This window comes from Desulfoconvexum algidum (assembly GCF_055382125.1).
In genome coordinates this window covers 859,785-877,023 of sequence record NZ_AP042394.1, presented here as the reverse complement: position 1 = coordinate 877,023, position 17,239 = coordinate 859,785, and the positions used below count along the sequence as shown (strand labels likewise).

The 17,239-nt window shown below is 40.3% G+C and carries 17 protein-coding genes and 2 tRNA genes; 5 read left to right on the top strand and 14 right to left on the bottom strand.

Annotated elements, in window-relative coordinates; translation table 11 throughout:
- Positions 1–184 precede the first annotated feature (184 nt).
- From ACZ45G_RS03935 to ACZ45G_RS03920, 4 genes are all read right to left on the bottom strand, one after another.
- Positions 185–262: transfer RNA gene (locus ACZ45G_RS03935), tRNA-Glu, on the bottom strand.
- A gap of 26 nt (positions 263–288) precedes the next feature.
- Positions 289–364 (bottom strand) — tRNA-Lys (locus tag ACZ45G_RS03930).
- Positions 365–508: 144 nt separating this feature from the next.
- Positions 509–1,057: a D-glycero-beta-D-manno-heptose 1,7-bisphosphate 7-phosphatase gene (gene gmhB, locus ACZ45G_RS03925; RefSeq protein ID WP_464175373.1), complete on the bottom strand. Its 549-nt coding sequence runs from the start codon at positions 1,055–1,057 to the stop codon at positions 509–511.
- Positions 1,020–1,148, bottom strand: a complete 129-nt coding sequence (locus tag ACZ45G_RS03920) for a hypothetical protein (RefSeq protein WP_464180067.1) — start codon at positions 1,146–1,148, stop codon at positions 1,020–1,022. The genes gmhB and ACZ45G_RS03920 overlap by 38 nt, the downstream gene beginning before the upstream one ends.
- Positions 1,149–1,857: 709 nt before the next feature.
- Between ACZ45G_RS03920 and ACZ45G_RS03915 the strand changes: the two genes are divergently transcribed.
- Together ACZ45G_RS03915 and ACZ45G_RS03910 are read left to right on the top strand one after the other, a co-directional pair.
- The gene (locus ACZ45G_RS03915; protein WP_464175372.1) at positions 1,858–4,755 is read left to right on the top strand and encodes a motility associated factor glycosyltransferase family protein; all 2,898 of its coding nucleotides are present in this window, start codon (positions 1,858–1,860) and stop codon (positions 4,753–4,755) included.
- 103 nt (positions 4,756–4,858) lie between these two features.
- Positions 4,859–5,047, top strand: a complete 189-nt coding sequence (locus tag ACZ45G_RS03910; RefSeq protein ID WP_464175371.1) for a hypothetical protein — start codon at positions 4,859–4,861, stop codon at positions 5,045–5,047.
- A gap of 167 nt (positions 5,048–5,214) precedes the next feature.
- Here ACZ45G_RS03910 and ACZ45G_RS03905 read toward each other — a convergent pair whose 3' ends face one another.
- Genes ACZ45G_RS03905 through neuB form a run of 6 tightly spaced genes read right to left on the bottom strand, consistent with a single transcriptional unit; the run spans position 5,215 to position 9,969 of the window.
- Positions 5,215–5,397, bottom strand: coding sequence for a hypothetical protein (locus ACZ45G_RS03905; RefSeq protein WP_464175370.1), 183 nt, complete (start codon positions 5,395–5,397; stop codon positions 5,215–5,217).
- Positions 5,390–6,094 (bottom strand): acylneuraminate cytidylyltransferase family protein, encoded by a 705-nt coding sequence (locus tag ACZ45G_RS03900; RefSeq protein WP_464175369.1) that lies wholly within the window; start codon positions 6,092–6,094, stop codon positions 5,390–5,392. The genes ACZ45G_RS03905 and ACZ45G_RS03900 overlap by 8 nt, the downstream gene beginning before the upstream one ends.
- The gene (locus tag ACZ45G_RS03895; protein WP_464175368.1) at positions 6,087–6,692 is read right to left on the bottom strand and encodes an SIS domain-containing protein; all 606 of its coding nucleotides are present in this window, start codon (positions 6,690–6,692) and stop codon (positions 6,087–6,089) included. The genes ACZ45G_RS03900 and ACZ45G_RS03895 overlap by 8 nt, the downstream gene beginning before the upstream one ends.
- A 6-nt stretch (positions 6,693–6,698) precedes the next feature.
- The gene (locus ACZ45G_RS03890) at positions 6,699–7,763 is read right to left on the bottom strand and encodes a nucleotidyltransferase family protein (RefSeq protein WP_464175367.1); all 1,065 of its coding nucleotides are present in this window, start codon (positions 7,761–7,763) and stop codon (positions 6,699–6,701) included.
- A 33-nt stretch (positions 7,764–7,796) separates the two neighbouring features.
- Positions 7,797–8,957, bottom strand: a complete 1,161-nt coding sequence (gene neuC, locus ACZ45G_RS03885; protein ID WP_464175366.1) for a UDP-N-acetylglucosamine 2-epimerase — start codon at positions 8,955–8,957, stop codon at positions 7,797–7,799.
- Complete coding sequence (gene neuB, locus ACZ45G_RS03880; protein WP_464175365.1) at positions 8,950–9,969, bottom strand: N-acetylneuraminate synthase; 1,020 nt, start codon at positions 9,967–9,969, stop codon at positions 8,950–8,952. The genes neuC and neuB overlap by 8 nt, the downstream gene beginning before the upstream one ends.
- Before the next feature lie 264 nt (positions 9,970–10,233).
- Here neuB and hisF point away from each other — a divergent pair, with 264 nt between their 5' ends.
- From hisF to ACZ45G_RS03865, 3 genes are read left to right on the top strand one after another with little or no spacing between them, the layout of a single operon-like run.
- Complete coding sequence (gene hisF, locus ACZ45G_RS03875) at positions 10,234–11,082, top strand: imidazole glycerol phosphate synthase subunit HisF (protein WP_464175364.1); 849 nt, start codon at positions 10,234–10,236, stop codon at positions 11,080–11,082.
- A 34-nt stretch (positions 11,083–11,116) separates the two neighbouring features.
- Positions 11,117–11,767: an imidazole glycerol phosphate synthase subunit HisH gene (gene hisH, locus ACZ45G_RS03870; RefSeq protein WP_464175363.1), complete on the top strand. Its 651-nt coding sequence runs from the start codon at positions 11,117–11,119 to the stop codon at positions 11,765–11,767.
- Between the two features lie 4 nt (positions 11,768–11,771).
- Complete coding sequence (locus ACZ45G_RS03865; protein WP_464175362.1) at positions 11,772–13,004, top strand: N-acetyl sugar amidotransferase; 1,233 nt, start codon at positions 11,772–11,774, stop codon at positions 13,002–13,004.
- A gap of 4 nt (positions 13,005–13,008) precedes the next feature.
- Here the strand turns inward: ACZ45G_RS03865 and ACZ45G_RS03860 are convergent, their stop codons facing one another.
- Genes ACZ45G_RS03860 through ACZ45G_RS03845 form a run of 4 tightly spaced genes read right to left on the bottom strand, consistent with a single transcriptional unit; the run spans position 13,009 to position 17,163 of the window.
- On the bottom strand, positions 13,009–13,626 hold the full coding sequence (locus ACZ45G_RS03860; protein WP_464175360.1) for an acetyltransferase: 618 nt from the start codon (positions 13,624–13,626) through the stop codon (positions 13,009–13,011).
- Positions 13,619–14,767, bottom strand: coding sequence for a LegC family aminotransferase (locus ACZ45G_RS03855; protein WP_464175359.1), 1,149 nt, complete (start codon positions 14,765–14,767; stop codon positions 13,619–13,621). The genes ACZ45G_RS03860 and ACZ45G_RS03855 overlap by 8 nt, the downstream gene beginning before the upstream one ends.
- Complete coding sequence (locus ACZ45G_RS03850; RefSeq protein WP_464175357.1) at positions 14,760–15,752, bottom strand: NAD-dependent 4,6-dehydratase LegB; 993 nt, start codon at positions 15,750–15,752, stop codon at positions 14,760–14,762. Before ACZ45G_RS03850 ends, ACZ45G_RS03855 begins: the two co-directional genes overlap by 8 nt.
- A gap of 19 nt (positions 15,753–15,771) precedes the next feature.
- Positions 15,772–17,163: a B12-binding domain-containing radical SAM protein gene (locus tag ACZ45G_RS03845; protein WP_464175356.1), complete on the bottom strand. Its 1,392-nt coding sequence runs from the start codon at positions 17,161–17,163 to the stop codon at positions 15,772–15,774.
- Positions 17,164–17,239 lie beyond the last annotated feature (76 nt).

Genomic DNA, 17,239 nt, shown 5'->3' with positions numbered 1-17,239 from the left:
ATTAAGTCACTCTTTCCAATTCTTACAAGAATCCTGCCGAGAAACCGACCTCCACTTTAAAGAGTATACTTCCGAAATAAAACAGTGTCAATTTTTTTGTCAAGGAATGTATGCGAGAGGTTATTGACACAAAAAAAAACAAAAAGGGTTTCAGCGCTTGCTGGAACCCTATCAGTCTTAAGAGTGGCGTCCCCAAGGGGATTCGAACCCCTGTCGCCGCCGTGAAAGGGCGGTGTCCTGGACCGGGCTAGACGATGGGGACGCATCTGTTTTTTGGGACCCATCAAATGGTGGGCCGTGCTGGGCTCGAACCAGCGACTCTCTGCTTAAAAGGCAGATACTCTGCCAACTGAGTTAACGGCCCGATAGTGCAGCCCCAAAAACAGAGCGAATCTATATGTTTTATCACTCCTTGTCAACTGTTTTTTTGGATTTGCTAAATTATTTTCAATTAAGTTATGAATTTATTGTAACACCGGCACGCCCCAACATGTTACCAAGTCCCTTCTCAATTACACCCATGCAAAATTAATACATGACGTACAAATTCCAGAAGATTGCCACCGCGAAAAAGGTAACCCGGCACATTGACAGCAGCGGCTAGCTCCATATCCTTTAAAGTGTCACCAATGACAAAACTTTTTCCCATGTCAATATTCCATTCGCTCTGAGCATGCTCAATCATTCCGGGCTTAGGTTTCCGGCACAAACAATCCTTGTTCAACACTCCCTTTGCCTCTGTCGGATGATGGGGGCAAAAATAAACACCATCAATATGAGCACCACTCTCAGCCAAGCAATCACGCATCCAGTCGATCAACTGCCAAAAATCGGCCTCCCCGTAATATCCCCTCCCTATCCCAGACTGATTGGTTACAAGGATAACCAAATAGCCTTTATCATTCAAAAGCTTAACCGCCGCTCTCGCTTTGTCTACCCATTCAAATTCAGAGGATTTATGGACATAACCATGGTCAATATTAAGCACACCATCCCGGTCTATAAAAGCAGCAGGCCGTTTATTCCATTTCGGCAAGAGGGTCTGGGCTGAGTTCATTTTTATCAAGTGTATCCTCTGAAAGTTTCAAGGCACCTCCAATCCCAAGCGGTTCATTCTCGACAACATAGATCAAATCAAGTCCAAACATAGAATAATCATCTCTTATCGCATTACACACTCCATAATATTATTATAGAAAAAAGAAAATAATAAAAAATTCTGATTTCCATTCTACCGGTTAATCCATAAAAGATTCTATCATTTTTCATAATATTAAAAAAGGAACCAGAAATTATTTCCAGAATGGCAAAACAATGCCCGGCTATTTTTTTATGATATTAAATGATCAATTCCTTACATCTTGGTTGATAATACCGACAAATGGATTTATACTTTAACAAAGTGAAGTACACAATGCCATTAACTCTCTTTTGCAAACAGGTCACCATGCGTGGAAATAAAAAAGAATAATCTGGTTACCATTACAGATTTAAAACGATTGGGAAATCTTAAACTGCACGTAAAACAACAGGAGTTTATTCTTCGTATTACAATTTTCATTACGGTTACAGCCTACAGCAGCTGCAATCTTTAATTTTAAATTATGCTCAAAAGAAAATCGGACAACCCTGCTTTATGGATCGGTAATTCTTCCCTAATCCTCAAATGGCATACAAATTGCGAATTTTTCTCCCAGGAAAAATTTATACGGAATGAAATGAATCGTTTTTACAAACTCCCTGCAGGCTTAAAAGGACTCTGCATAGTTTAACATTGACTCTCTTTTTATCAACCTTTAGGATAAACAGAACTGAATATTATATTTTTTAGGATCAAATGCCTCTGGAGAGACACCCATGAATCAAGAATTCACAGATTATTATAATTCAAACATCGCACTTTTGGAGAGACATCACCCTGATGTTTTCAAACAAATGACAGAAAATCCTCCAAAAGCTATGGGAACCGTCTTTCCCGCTCCAAATGGAATGCCCAATCTCAAAATAACAGATAGCCAGGGAAATCCTATTTTCTTCCATTATGAACAAAATCCTGGAAAAGACAGCCTGGACTTTTTAGACAAAATAGAGGCAGACCATAAAGGCTTTGTGGCAATCCTTGGAATGGGACTTTGTTATTCCGCTCTAAAAATATTAAAAGAGAGGCCAAAGCTCCAGCGCCTGGCCCTATTTGAGCTGGAACCCGGGATTTTCATACAGGCCCTTAAAAATATTGATCTTTCAGCCATATTGAAGGATCCAAGGCTTATCCTGAGTATTGGATCTGAAAATGACATTTCCGATACCCTGGCCCCAGCATATCGAACCCTGAATTTTGAAGATGCAAACCTCCTGCATCATAAACCCTCATTCAATTTTAATCACAAGGGGTATACTCAGCTCAAAGATGATCTTTTTTCACACATCAACAGCGTCAATGTTGGCGGAACAACCATCAGGGCGCTGGGTAAAGATTTTCTAAATAATCGATTCAGCCATATGAGCACGATACATCATCACCAGTTATTGGAAAATTTACAAAACAAATATGATAAAATCCCAGCCATTCTGGTTGCCGGAGGCCCCTCTTTAGATAAAAACATTCATCTTCTAAAGCAAATCCAGGAAAAGGCAGTTATTATTGCGGTTGATACTGTGCTCCCGGCCCTGCTGAAAAATAACGTTCACCCTCATTTTCTAACCTGTATTGACCCCCTGGACCTTACGTTTGAAAAATTTGCCGATTTAGCCCCCCAGATTAAAGATATTGCGTTGATCACTGCATCCTGGGTAAATCCCAAAACGCCCAAAGTTTTTCCGGCTGATCAGGTATTCTGGACATTTACAGCCAAACCACTGGAGAAATGGCTCAACTCACTGGTTGGTGGAAAACTTCTGACCGGAGGTGCCACCACGGTGGCACATTTAAATCTCATTGCAGCCCATATTCTAGGATGTGATCCTATTGTCTTCATGGGTCAGGACCTTGCCTATCCGAATTCTGACAGTGCCTCCCATGCAAAAGGCACTGTTCTTCAGGGGACCGCACCAACAGAAACCATAACCGATCATGTACATGGAGAAACCGTTATCGGTATTCATGGTGAAATTCTTCGAACTGACCGTGCCTTTTTGAGCATGAAAGAATTTTTTGAATCTGCCATTGCTAAATCAGATAAGCATCATATTAATGCCACCGAAGGAGGTGCCAACATAGAAGGCACCCAAATCCTGACATTAAAAGAGGTTATTGCCGAACATTGTAAGAAAGAGATCCATACTACCAATAGTCTGAAAGAATTTTATTCAACCGCAAAACCCATATCCATAGAAAAAATAACTGCCGAGTTTGATCATATACTCCACACGACAAAACAACTGCAAAAAACGATTAAAAACGCCGATGCCATGGCAAAGAAAGTGTTTAAAGAAATCAAACGATTAAAAAACAAAAAAAAACAGATCAAAGCCTTTGATATGTTTCCCACGAAACAAAAAAAACAGATCAATCAAATAGATAACTTTCACAATGCCATAGACAAGGAAAAAACGATCTGGAAAATGTTGGAAGAAATAACCATGGAAGGGCTCAAAAACAGTGAACGTCAAAAACAGGATATTTCAATCATAGAAAATGATCCAGACAGGTATATTGACTGGTTCATAATGAATATAGACCGATTGTCGGACATCAATACCACCCGGAAAGAAACGCTTTCACTGCTTGCAGAAAACCTGGACATGATTTTATCCTTCCAAAGGGATGAAAAAAAATACCTGACCCGGATAGCAAAAGGAGAGGATCCAGAACAAAACAAACTCAAATTAACCAGACATTATGTTCTGTCAAAAAATTATCACCTGGCAAAAAACTTGCTGGAAGAGCTTGCCAAAATCATGCCAAAATCAGGAGAAGTTAATTTTTACCTTGGCTGTTATTACGCCCAATTTAATATGGATGAAACAGCAGACAACTATTTTCAAACCGCACAAAAATATGATCCGGAACTTAGCCGGGCAATTGAATTATTTTTACAGCAGCAGGCCGATAAATTTCTAAGTTCTGCCGTATATTTCAAGATGGAACCAGGCCGGGAATTAAGTGTAAAATATTTGCTAAAAAAGGGTTTAAAATATCAACCGGACAATGGTGGATTAATCAAAGAGTTGGGAATTATCCTTAAAAAGGATCTTGAAACCATCAAGTCCGATGTTGAAAAGAACACCTATGAAACAGCATCGCTTATCACCGAATGGTATGAATTTGCCATAAGCCAGAAAAAAACAGTCAAACTAATTTCACCAGAGATTGTTGGCAATATCTTTTTGTATAAAGGAAAGTTCTTTCTATCGGAAAAAGATTACACCAATGCACTTTTATCATTTCAATCTGCGATTCAATACTCACCTGACAACCATAAAATTCATTCTGGAATCATCGATACCCAGTTCACGTCAGGAGACTTTAACTCAGCAATTGAATCACTTAACAGGGCAATTGAACTGGATAAAAAATTTGCAGACTATTGGGAAACAATCGGTGACAGCCTGCATAGCGCAGGCCAGAGTGAAGATGCCATCATCGCATATGAAAACTGCTTTATACATCTTCCTGAAAACATCCATCTGCTTAAAAAAATAGGCGATTGTTATATGGCCACAGACCAATTCAAAGCGGCCAAAGCTGCCTACCAGCAATTAAAGTTGAAAATGGAAGCCATAAACGAAAAAACAGATGGTAAAAAATCATCTTAACATCACCGCAAATTATCCTTAGCCAAGGAGATCTTTGCCGAATTTACAACAGAATTATTGGAAATAACAAACCATATTTACACCAGGGACACCAGGCTGAAAAATGCAGATAAAACAACAAGTAACTTTACTTGCACAATTGATTTGTAAGCAAGAAAAAGAAAAACTTTGGGCACTGATCGCTGATAACAATTTTGAGAACGTTATTGAGCTGCTGCTTAAAAGAGGTGTTCTGGATGAAGATATGGGCGAAACATTGTATGCAATCGCCCAACAAGCGGTCAACGAGTAACGATTAGGGAATGCGCGTACAATTTTGTTGTTCCTTATTAATGTACTTGAAGACAAAAATGAACTTCCCCCGATTTTATCCTTTATTGGTGACACCTATGTACTTGATGAAAATCATGAAAAAGCAAGAGAATGCTTTGGTCAACTCCCTATAACCTTTAAAAATATTTAAAAAATATTTAAAACCTTTATGCCATCCAGAAACCTTGATGGGTTATTGACAGACAATGATGAAATCTTAAAAAAACTTCGGCTGATATCAATCACTTCCAGATCAGAATCCAGAGCCCTGTTAACAAAATGAGAACCTGGAAATGAATTACTTCCAATTACAACCATTTTTTCAACCATTTTTTTCGCCCTTTCTGTTCTCCAAAACCACTTCAAACAATTCAAAATCAATATCTGAATCAATATCCAATGACCGTTCCTGTGGGATTACATACCCAGAGGTCGAATCTGAATAGAATGATTTATGATCCAAAAACCAATGGGATTCTGCAATGTAAATGGCACCATTGGGCATGTATATTTCCGGAAGATCCTGCCTTCGTTTTTGTAAATATTCTCCGCCAAGGACCGATTCAAGTTTGTTGTGTGATCCCATTTTAAACATCCAATAAGGGCTTTTATCGGGTTCGGTCACAGATACAACTGATTTAGCGTTAGAGCGTATACACAATTTTATGCACCCGTCTATATCCTCTCCTATGGTCAAGGGAGAAGTCGGCTGTAAAAGCATGACATAATCATATCCGGGAATTTTATTAAGTGCATGGATAACAGCATCAGAAGAAGAACTCTCATCCTGAGCCAGTTCTGAAGGACGGATAAAAGGGACCTCACACCCAAAACTTTTGGCAGTTGCGATGATCTCTTGATCATCCGATGAAAGTATTATTCGGTCTATATATTCAGATTTTTTTGCTGCTTCAATCATCCAGACGATGAGGGGTTTTCCCCCAGCTAATTTTATATTTTTGCGAGGGACTCCTTTTGATCCTCCCCTGGCAGGGATAACAGCAAGTATTCTTTTTTTATTAAACATTCTTAATTAAAAATGCTTGCTTTTCAAGCCAGAGGGATTCGATGATCCCATGAAGAATCGCTTCGTGACTCAGCTCTGCAATGCCATAAAAGTCAGTCGGTACAAAAAAAGACAGATGGCTTTTTATATTCCACAGCCGGTTGTTTTCTTCAAATCCGCTGAGGGTAATGAGATTCAGCCCTTTTTTAAATACCATTTTTGCACACAAAATTATATTTTTAGAATTGCCAGAACTATAAATCGCGGTTAAAAGGTCCTTTGGCTTTGCAAGTTTTTCAAGGGGGTTCACATACACATTCTCATACCCAAAATCATTGGCCATACAGGTAATTAAAGAGGGATCTGCCAGGCAAAAGGAACGTGCATCAAGTTTGTTGAGTGTGTCCTGTGACAAAGGGGAACAGATGGCTGCACTGCCGCCATTGCCAACCCACCAAATCGATGCACCGGATTCAATTGTCTGGCGGATTATCTTTCCTGCGACAAGGCAAGCGTTTTCAAGACCGATCTGTTCTCCGTCTTTTTTGCTTTTTACCGAAAAAATAGTTTGATTTAATTTTTTCAGCCAGTTGTATGGACTATGCTCGGTTAACGTCATATCATTTCAACCCCAGAAGATCTCTCCGTATTCACCGTCAGCAGTCTCAAAATCCCTTTTATGACCGATGTCCATCCAGTATTCCCTGATTTGGAATACCACTGTTTTATGGTTTTTTTCCATCATTGTGTCAAAAAGGTGGGTCATATCAAAATATTTGTCATCGGGTATCAAATCGATCATATCCGGCTCAAACACATAAATTCCTCCGTTCACAAAAAACCTTTGAACCGGTTTTTCATCCAGTTTTACAAGTTTGTTTCCTTCCTGCCGAATGACCCCATAGGGGATCTGCATGTTGTATTCCCTGACACACATGGTTGCCATGGCGTTGCTGAGTTTATTATTATTGATATGAAATTCAAGAAGCTGATTAAAATCGACCTTGGTCAGAAGATCTCCGTTCATCACAAAAAAGGGCAGGGATGGCTTTTCCGGCAATAATTTTATACTTCCGGCTGTGCCCAACCGTTGGGTTTCTCTTAAATATTCAATACGGACACCCCATTTTGAGCCGTCACCGAAGTATTCCTCGATCATTTCCGATTTATAATTCACCGAGATATAAAAGGTGTGAAAGCCCTTGTTGATAAACCCTTCCAGGATAGTTTCAAGCAGCGGAGTTCCCCCCACCTTCAGCAACGGTTTGGGGCAATCTTCTGTTAAAGGACGAAGACGAGTACCAAGACCGCCTGCCATCAGGATAACCGGATTGTCAATTTTTTTTTCTTTGAGAATATCCCGCAAAAATACAAGTTCAACAACCCTGCCGTCATGATCTACAATGGGAAGCTGATTAATCAATTGCTCCTTCATAATCCTGTGCATGGTCTTGGGATCATCATCAATTGAGGCAGTAAGTGGAGAGACATAAAAGATCCGTTTGACAGGTTCATCCAGATCGATGCCTTTTAATATCCCCCTGCGGATATCACCATCTGTCACAGTTCCAAGAAGTTTATCATTCGGATCAACAACAAGGGCAATCTGAAGCGTACTCTTGTCAATGACAGCGATTGTCTCTTTTATACTGGTCTCAGGGCCTACTGATGTTTTTTTCCACCCATTCATTTTTTTTCCTGTAAATCTGCATTAAATTTTTAATTAATGTTTGATATCATAGAATTCCTTACGAAGGATACCTTTTAAATCGGCTGTTTCCAGTATTTCCTTAATCAATTTTGAAGTACCCGCCCTTTCAAAGGGAATATTTGTATTTTTAAAACTGGAATGGAATGTATCTTCAGAGATCTTTTTTATGGCAGAAACGATTGAAAATTTATCAGGATCACAATCAACAATTGTTTTTGTTCTAATTCTTCCCTTCTGCCGATCTCCAATATTTATCGTTGGAACTTCAAGAGCCGGAGCTTCTATGAGGCCACTGGAGCTGTTTCCAATCACCGCCTCACAAAGTTTCATGGCGGAAAGATACCTTAAATATCCAAGGGATGGCGTGACAAGGCATTTGTCCGGATACCGTTTTTTATAATCATTTTGCATTTGATTAATTACATTTCCGCCGGTATCTGCATTTGACCCGGTAAAAATAAATTTATAATCAGGATACTGGTCCAGGGCAGCCAAAAGTTGTGCAAACTGTTCTTCAAAACTGTTCTTTTCTAACGTCACCGGATGAAATGTTACAAGAAAAAACGGTTTATCCAGTTTAAACCCGATCGATTTTTCAAGATCTGTCCGTCCCATTAGCTTTAAGGTTCTGATATTTTCCACTCCCAGGGCACCGACGTTATAGACATGATCGGGTTGCTCTCCCATCTGAATGATCCTTTGCCGGTATACCTCACAACAAGGAAAGTGGAGATGTGCCATTTTAGTGATACTGTGCCGGAAAGCTTCATCAATAGCCCCTTGTGTTGTTTCCCCCCCATGGATATGAGCCACAGGAACCCGACAAATCTGGGCAGCCGCGGCACAGCAGAATGCTTCGAATCTGTCACCAAGTATAACCAGCAAATCCGGAGCATATTCAGCTAAAAACTTCCCATATTCATCAACTGCTATTCCCATGGAATGGCATATACCTTTTGAAGAATCATCAAAAAAATCGATGCCCACGCATCTATCAGGTTCAAACCCGTCTTTGCGAATCTCCTGGATTGTCATGCCTTGATCGGGAACCAGGTGGGTGCCGCTGACCAATAATTGTAACTGCAGTTTAGGGCTTTGACAGATCTGTTTGAGTAGCGCACGCAAAAGGCCATAATCCGCCCTTGTAGACGTATAAACACATATCTTACGCATCGATCAGATCATCTTTTTTATAATTTTTTACAGCAATATTGCCGATTAGATCATCCCATTTCATGGGACTCATTCCGTTTCCAGGTCTCTTCACAGTCAAATTATCTTTGGTAAATTTTTCTCCCCGGGCAATATTGCAGGCTGCCACAATGCTTTTTCGGGCAATTGCCATATTTTTTTTCTCTGATGGGCTTGGTTTTTTTATGCCATTACCAAGGGCTATTTCTATATTTCGGATCGCCCGGACCATTTGTTGCAATTCTTCAGGTGAAAGGGAGGCTTTGTGATCTGGACCCGGCAAATTTTTATCCAGGGTGAAATGCTTTTCGATCATTGTCGCTCCCATGGCAACGGCTGCAATGGGAATCTCAATGCCATTGGTGTGGTCGGAATAACCGATCTTAATACCGGGAAACGCCTCTTTTATGGTCCACATAGCTCTGAGATTAACGTCCTGCATAGGTGTCGGGTATTCAGTGTTGCAATGTAAGACAATTATCTGGTCCAAACAGATACCGGATTTTCTAAAAACAGACAACGCCGCTTCAATCTCATCAAGATCCGACATCCCGGTGGACAATATGACCTCTTGTCCAAAAGAAGCAATCTTTTTTAGATACGGCAGATTGGTAATTTCGCCAGACGGAATTTTCCACCGGGTTAATCCCAATTGCACAAGCAAATCGATATCCGTAAGATCAAAAGGTGACGATAAAAATTCAATATTGTATGTTTTGCATGCCTGGATCAAATCAAGATGAGCACTGTGAGACAATTCAAGCTTTTTCAGCATTTCAAACTGAGATTCTTTTTGACACGATGTTCTTTTTTGATAATCCGCTTTTTCAGCTTTTCGTGTAACCAGGGTGTGTGCTGAAAACGTCTGAAATTTTATGGCATCCACCCCTGTTTGGGCCGCAGTTTTTACCATTTTTATGGCCCGATCAACGCTGCCATTGTGATTGACCCCGGCTTCAGCGATGATGAAAACCTTTCCATGTTGACTTATCATTTTTTATCCCCTGTCACCCTCCCATGTTTCTCATCAGTACAAATTCTTTGGTTCAAAAAATTCTAAATCGAATCCTATACCAATTGGCCCATTGTTTTCAACCCAAACCGTCCAACAACAGGATAATGTCTAAAGTTTTCAATAGACAGGACCGATTTTTTCTTTATATTTAATGGTCTTCATGGTATCAACTTGGATAATAATACAATCAGTCCTGGTAGACATCTTAATGATATAAAAGAGCACAAAGAAATAAATGGAATTATGAAAACAATCAGAATTATTCCAAGGATGGATATCAAGGGTCCCAATTTAGTAAAAGGAATTCATCTTGAAGGGTTACGGGTTCTAGGCAAACCAGAACAATTTGCCGAATACTATTATGAAAATCAAGCCGATGAATTAATGTTTGTTGATGTTGTGGCAAGTTTGTATGAGCGAAACAGCCTCCATGAGATAATAAAAAAAACAGCCAAAAAAATCTTTATCCCGCTTACGGTTTCAGGCGGATTAAGAAACCTTGATGATATAAAAAACGTCCTGAGAGCCGGAGCAGACAAGATTTCTTTGAATACAGCAGCCATTAAAAATCCCGAATTGATAAAAAAAGCAAGCAGAGAATTTGGTTCTTCAACCATAATGGTTACCATTGAAGCGATACAACAATCTGACGACAGTTACCTTGCTTATACGGATAATGGGAGAGAACATACCGGAATTGAAGTTGTTCACTGGGCGCAAAGGGTTGAGGAACTGGGAGCCGGAGAAATCGTTATTACATCGGTTGATAATGAAGGAACAGGATGCGGGTTTGATATTAATTTAACAAAAACCATATCAAATTGTGTAACAATACCCGTTATCGCCCATGGGGGATGCGGAAAACAAGCCGATGTAAAAGAAATTATCGAAACAGGAAAAGCAGATGCTGTTTCCCTGGCTTCCATGATACATTACGATACCATCGACAAAATCTCATCAAAAAATGATTTCAAAGAAGAAGGCAATCTTGAATTTTTAAATTTTGGTAAAAGATCAAATAAGTTTTCATACACGGATCTTATCTCTCTTAAACAATATTTAAATTCTATCAAAATTCACTGTCGAAATTGATTTTTCTTGATAAAAAATATTTTATGGGTCTATTATGAAAATTGCCATTATTGATTATCAAATGGGGAACCTTTTCAGCGTTCAACACGCATGTAAGCATGTCGGGATGGACCCCTTGATCACATCAGATGAAAAAGAAATTTTGGATTCAGACGGGGTAATTTTACCCGGTGTAGGGGCATTTGCCAAGGCAATGCAGCACTTGAATGAACTGAATTTAGTCGAACCGATTAAAGCGTATATAAAATCTGGCAAATCATTTCTAGGTATTTGCCTGGGAATGCAGCTTTTACTTACCCGAAGCGATGAGTTTGAAGGGTCTGCCGGAATAGGTGTCATTGATGGTGAGGTGATAAAATTCCCATCAATTGCTGGTAAAAATACAATAAAAGTACCTCAAATTGGCTGGAATAAAATTCATAAAAACAATTCCCATTTAAATGGGTCAGCAGATGTTCTCAAAGGAATTGATGATGGAGAATATATGTACTTTGTACACTCCTTTTACTCAAAACCATCGAATGATAAAGACATCCTCACAACAACGAATTATGAAAATGTCAATTATTGCTCTGCAATTATGCGGGACAATATTATTGCCACTCAGTTTCATCCTGAAAAAAGTGCTGAAAAAGGAATTCTCTTTTATAAAAATTGGGCGAACTTAGTCAAAGAAAGGTCTTAAACTTATGAAAAATCAATTGGAAGCCAAATACGGATTACCTTCAGATGTGAAATTTTGTAACAAATGTGTCATATCCAATCAAAGGCCGGGATCAGCGGTTGAATTCGTTCATACCCTCAATACCAAAAAGCAAACCATGGCCATTGATGACGAGGGTGTTTGTGATGCCTGCAGGGTAGCAGAACACAAAGAGACTCAAATTGACTGGAACAAAAGAGAAGAAAAACTGTTGGCACTTTTAGACAAGCATCGAAAAAATGACGGCAGCTATGACTGCCTGGTTCCCGGCAGCGGGGGAAAAGACAGCGCATTACAGGCCCATGTTCTTAAATATAAATATGGGATGAATCCGTTGACGGTCACCTGGCCCCCCATCCTGTATACCGATTATGGTTATAAAAATTTTAAAAACTGGATCGATGTCGGCGGATTTGACAACATCAGCTTTAACCGAAACGGAAGGGTGATGAGAATATTAACCAAATTATCCATAGAAAATCTTTTTCATCCTTTTCAGACATTTATTTTAGGCCAAAAAAACATCGCACCAAAACTTTCTCTAAAATATAATATTCCCTTGGTTTTTTATGGTGAAAATGAGGCTGAATATGGGAACCCGATTGCTGAAAATTCAATATCCTTAAGAGATAAATCTTATTATACAATGAAAAATCTGAATGACATCTATCTTGGGGGAATCACTGTCAAGGAAATAATTGACACCCACGGCCTTTGTCTAAATGATCTGATGTCTTTTTTACCGCCCAGGGTTGATGAGCTTGAAAACTCAAACATGGAAGTCCATTATCTGGGCTATTATTTGAAATGGACTCCCCAGGAAGCATATTACTATGCCGTGGAACATACGGATTTTAAAGCCCGCCCTTTCCGGAGCCAGGGAACATATAGCAAGTATAACAGTATTGATGATAAAATAGACGATCTGCATTATTATACGACGTTTATAAAATTTGGTATTGGCAGGGCAAGTTATGATGCTTCCCAGGAGATACGGAATAATCATATAACACGGGAAGAAGGTCAGGCCCTTGTCAAACGGTTTGATGGCGAATTCCCGGATCGTTATTTTGGCGAAGTCATGGACTATTTACAAATTGATCCTGATTATTTCAGATCTGAATTGACGGACAAATTCAGATCTGATCATCTTTGGAAAAAAGTTAACGGGGACTGGAAGTTACGGCATACCGTAAATAATGACGGAGTGAATGATTAATCGACTATCTGTTCTGTATAGGATTTCCATTCATTTTACCGGTGACAAGACTTCCGGCCTTAAAAAAATAATGATCCAAAAGTTTGGCACCCTGAACAATGGTTGCATTTGATCCCACAAAGCTGCCGGAGCCGATCACAGCCTGCCCGTTTATCACGGCAGCAGTGGAAACATGGGTGTGAGCCCCTATCTTTACATCATGTTCAATAAGGCATCTTGTGTTTAAAATACAATTTTTTCCGATATCCGCACCGGCATTTACAATGGCTTGGTGCATGATGACACTAGCTTCACCTATTCTTGCATGCTTTGAAACATGGGCCAAAGGAGAAACAATAACCGGCAATGTATACTCAAGTTTTTTTAACCGGTTAAAAATTTTTTGCCGCAGGGTTGATGATCCGACCTGGCCAATGGATATAAATGCATAATCATATTTTAGCTTCAAGCGTTTAAGATCATCATCAGACCCTATAACTGGATATCCCAGGATCGTCTGAGCTTTATCACCCGGCTTTTCCACTATTCCTGCAATCTTAAATTCATTGCATACCTCTATAACATCAATACAAGACCGACAATGACCTCCCCCTCCGATAAGGATTATTTTCCTATCAGACATTAATCCTCGCTGAACTTGGCAGGTTTACAATTCTATCTGCAAGCCATCTTGCATTTTTCAAATCCCCTTTTTGGCAATTTTTATACATCCGAAGATCCGGCATTAACTGCCAGGCAGGCCTGGTCATAATTCCAGCTTCATTTGTTTTTTCCAGCAGGTCATCTCGCTGTTTTTTATCTGATGTCATTATTGTATTCAGCCAAAAATTACTTGTATATCCTTTGAGTTCGTTAAAAAACTGCCCCCATTGACTCGCTTTAAAAAAATTTTCATAGGCCATGCTCAATTTCCGTTTATCCTTTAAGATCTCATCCAATTGTTCAAGCTGGGCACAGGCAAGGGCTGCATTTAAATTCGGCATCCTGTAGTTATATCCGATTTCATCATGAATAAACTTCCAGGGATGATCTATTTTTGCCGTGGTGGTCAAATGTTTGGCACGGATTGCAATCTCTTGGTCATTTGTAATGATTGCCCCGCCCCCGCCGCAGGTGATGGTTTTATTTCCATTGAAACTTAGAATTCCCATTTTTCCAAAGGTTCCGCAAAATTTCCCCCCGATACTTGAGCCAAGTGCTTCGGCAGCATCTTCAATAACAGGGATATTCCAATCTTCTGCCAGGTCTGTTATTTTTTTTATTTCACACGGATGTCCAAAGGTGTGCATGGGAACGATTGCACTAACAGGCCTTCCAGTGACTTTATTAACAGTTTTATCCCCTTTTCTTATGGTTCTTTGACTTAAAAATTTTTCAAGGGCATCCGGACAAAGGCCCAATGTTTTCAGGCTTACATCAACAAACACGGGGTCGGCATTATTCTGGGCGATGGCGTTGGCCGTTGCAACAAAGGTTAAAGGCTGGGTTATGACTTCATCACCACTACAGACACCGGCCAGCTTAAGGGTCACCTGAAGTGCGGTGGTTCCGTTGACTATGGCAATGACATGATCTGCCCCGAGATAGGAGGCAAGGTTTTTCTCAAACCGGTTTACATATTCGCCCACACTGGAAACAAAGGTTGAATCAATGGCATCAAGAACATATTTTTTATCAATTTCCTTGAAACGCGGCTCATGTAGCGGGATAAAATCACGGGTTTGATACCAGCCCCTTATAAATTCAATGAGATCGTCAAACATTGTAAATATCTGTTTTATAACGTGACAGGTTGTTGGGATCCACAAACCAGTCAATGGTCTGTTTCAATCCCTGGGCCAGGGAATATTGTGGTGTAAAACCGGTCAACTGGCGAATTTTTGTATTGTCACAACAAAGCCTGAACACTTCTGAATTTTTGGGCCTCAATCGCTGATCATCCATTATGAATTCAACATCTGAGTTCATTATTTGTTTAATAAGATCAAGGGTGTCCGCCACGGAAATTTCAACTCCTGACCCGATATTGACCACCTCACCAATGGTTTTGTCTGACAGGGTCAAAGCGATAAATCCCTTGCAGGTATCTTTCACATAATTGAAATCACGGGTGGGTGACACATCGCCCAGCTTAATCTGTTTTTTACCCTTGGCAATCTGACCGATGATGGTCGGTATCACCGCCCTTGCACTCTGACGGGGGCCAAAGGTATTAAAGGGCCTGGCAATGGTCACGGGCAGGCCAAAGGACAGATAAAAGCTTAAGGCCATGTGGTCTGCCCCGATTTTACTGGCTGAATAGGGGGATTGTGGCTGCAAGGGGTGTTTTTCGTCAATGGGGACATATTGGGCCGTACCGTAGACTTCAGAGGTTGAGGTATGAATCAGACGTTCACACCCGTTTTCCTTTGCCCCTTGACAGATGTTCAATGTTCCCTTCACGTTGGTATCCACATAAGAATCCGGCGCAACATAGGAATAGGGTATGGCAATTAAAGCGGCAAGATGAAAAATAATATCCACCTGCTTTGTAATTTCCCTGCAGAAATGAGGGTCCCGGATGTCTCCTGAAACCACTTCAATATCATCCAGACAGCCAAGGGCTTCCAGCCATCCCCAGTCATTAAATGAATTATAATAACTTAAGGCCTTGACCTTGGCTCCGGATTCAACCAGCATTTCAACCAAGTGGGAACCGATAAATCCGTCAGCCCCGGTGACCAGAATTTTTTTGTTTTTTAATTTCAACTCTATATTCCCCGATGATTTATGCCTGCCGAAATCCTCGAAATGAAGCATCCCTGGTTTCATACAGCTCTTTTGTCTGCTCAGCCATGGATCTCTTTTTATTCTCAAAATAATTTTCGATCAACCGAATATTGGCATCTGCTAACTGGGAATACAACTCATCCTCAGATAGGTTTGTAAAATTGGCTGCAAACAGGTCTGAATTCAAATGCTTGTTTTCATAGAAATCCTGGATATCTTTTATCAAGCCATTTTTAATGGCATAGGCATACAAAGGAGATCCTGGATAGGGGGTAACCGGCCGAATGGTCCTCATCTGGGCGCCGTCATCATGATGGATCAAAAATTCCACGGCAGCGTTTAAACTTTCCCGGGTGTCGTCAATATGACCGAACAGCATATTCAGTCCCGGACTTATTCCGGCAGCCAATGTCTGTTCAATCCCCTGATCTATCTGCCGGATGGAAAGGGCCTTGTTCATTTTTCTCAGCACATCATCGTCATAGGCCTCTATACCGTAATTGATAAAAACGCACCCGGCTTTTTTCATAATCCCGAGAACCTCGGGTTTGGCATAGTTAAGTCTGCCGTTGCAGTCCCACCTGATATTCAGATCCGCCCTTAAAAATTCTTCACAGATCTCAACCGTGCGTTTTTGGGATGACATCAAAAGCTCGTCTGAAAAAGCGATATAGGATACGTTAAACTCTTTTTTTAAGTATTGTATCTCTTCTACAATGGCCCGGGCGCTTCTCGGGCGAAAGCCTTTATCCATGCGATAACAAAAATTGCAGTTAAAGGTGCATCCCCTTCCGGAAAGCAGGGGCATGACAAAATCAGAATGAGTGCAATGGGGCATTCTCAATAGCCTGTAATATTCCATGGGGAAAAGATCATATGCCGGCCAGGGAATGCTGTCTATATCCTGTATGAGCTCTCTTCTTTCATTAATTTGCACATTTCCGCCGTCCAGGTAGGCAATTCCCTTTATCTCTTTTAGCGAACTGTGAGTACCCAATGCTTCAAAAAGTTCTATAACCGTTTCTTCCCCTTCCCCGATCACAACGGCATCTGCACCGGTTTTTCTTAAAAAATATTCCGGTTCAGGTGATGGCCCGTGTCCACCTAAAATAAAATGTTCCGGCCGTTGTTTTGATTTTTGAATGGCCTGGGAAATAGCAAGCAATTTTTTATATTGGTAATAACCGGCAATAATGCTGACACCGATGATGTCAAATTTATGTTGATCCAGGTAAGCGGTCAAATGTTCATCGGGATAATGATGAACATCCTGGCTATAAATTTCAATTTCATACCCTTGTTGTTTCAAAACCGATGCGATATAAGCCAATCCCTGTGGAAACCAGTGAATATAGGAATCGTTATCATATACAACCAATAGAACTCTCAAAACGCTTCTCCTTTTTCTTTTATGCTTGATCCTCAAAACGAATTGGTTAGTATCGTTATTTTTCTTTTACCAAGTC

Excerpts from the sequence above, each read along its gene's own strand:
- ACZ45G_RS03860 (WP_464175360.1), bottom strand. The coding sequence starts at position 13,626 with ATGTCTGATAGGAAAATAATCCTTATCGGAGGGGGAGGTCATTGTCGG.
- hisF (WP_464175364.1), top strand. The coding sequence starts at position 10,234 with ATGAAAACAATCAGAATTATTCCAAGGATGGATATCAAGGGTCCCAAT.
- ACZ45G_RS03900 (WP_464175369.1), bottom strand. The coding sequence starts at position 6,094 with ATGTTTAATAAAAAAAGAATACTTGCTGTTATCCCTGCCAGGGGAGGA.
- gmhB (WP_464175373.1), bottom strand. The coding sequence starts at position 1,057 with ATGAACTCAGCCCAGACCCTCTTGCCGAAATGGAATAAACGGCCTGCT.
- neuC (WP_464175366.1), bottom strand. The coding sequence starts at position 8,957 with ATGCGTAAGATATGTGTTTATACGTCTACAAGGGCGGATTATGGCCTT.
- ACZ45G_RS03855 (WP_464175359.1), bottom strand. The coding sequence starts at position 14,767 with ATGTTTGACGATCTCATTGAATTTATAAGGGGCTGGTATCAAACCCGT.
- hisH (WP_464175363.1), top strand. The coding sequence starts at position 11,117 with ATGAAAATTGCCATTATTGATTATCAAATGGGGAACCTTTTCAGCGTT.
- ACZ45G_RS03865 (WP_464175362.1), top strand. The coding sequence starts at position 11,772 with ATGAAAAATCAATTGGAAGCCAAATACGGATTACCTTCAGATGTGAAA.
- ACZ45G_RS03895 (WP_464175368.1), bottom strand. The coding sequence starts at position 6,692 with ATGACGTTAACCGAGCATAGTCCATACAACTGGCTGAAAAAATTAAAT.
- ACZ45G_RS03890 (WP_464175367.1), bottom strand. The coding sequence starts at position 7,763 with ATGAATGGGTGGAAAAAAACATCAGTAGGCCCTGAGACCAGTATAAAA.
- ACZ45G_RS03910 (WP_464175371.1), top strand. The coding sequence starts at position 4,859 with ATGCAGATAAAACAACAAGTAACTTTACTTGCACAATTGATTTGTAAG.
- ACZ45G_RS03905 (WP_464175370.1), bottom strand. The coding sequence starts at position 5,397 with ATGGTTGAAAAAATGGTTGTAATTGGAAGTAATTCATTTCCAGGTTCT.
- ACZ45G_RS03920 (WP_464180067.1), bottom strand. The coding sequence starts at position 1,148 with ATGTTTGGACTTGATTTGATCTATGTTGTCGAGAATGAACCGCTTGGG.
- neuB (WP_464175365.1), bottom strand. The coding sequence starts at position 9,969 with ATGATAAGTCAACATGGAAAGGTTTTCATCATCGCTGAAGCCGGGGTC.
- ACZ45G_RS03915 (WP_464175372.1), top strand. The coding sequence starts at position 1,858 with ATGAATCAAGAATTCACAGATTATTATAATTCAAACATCGCACTTTTG.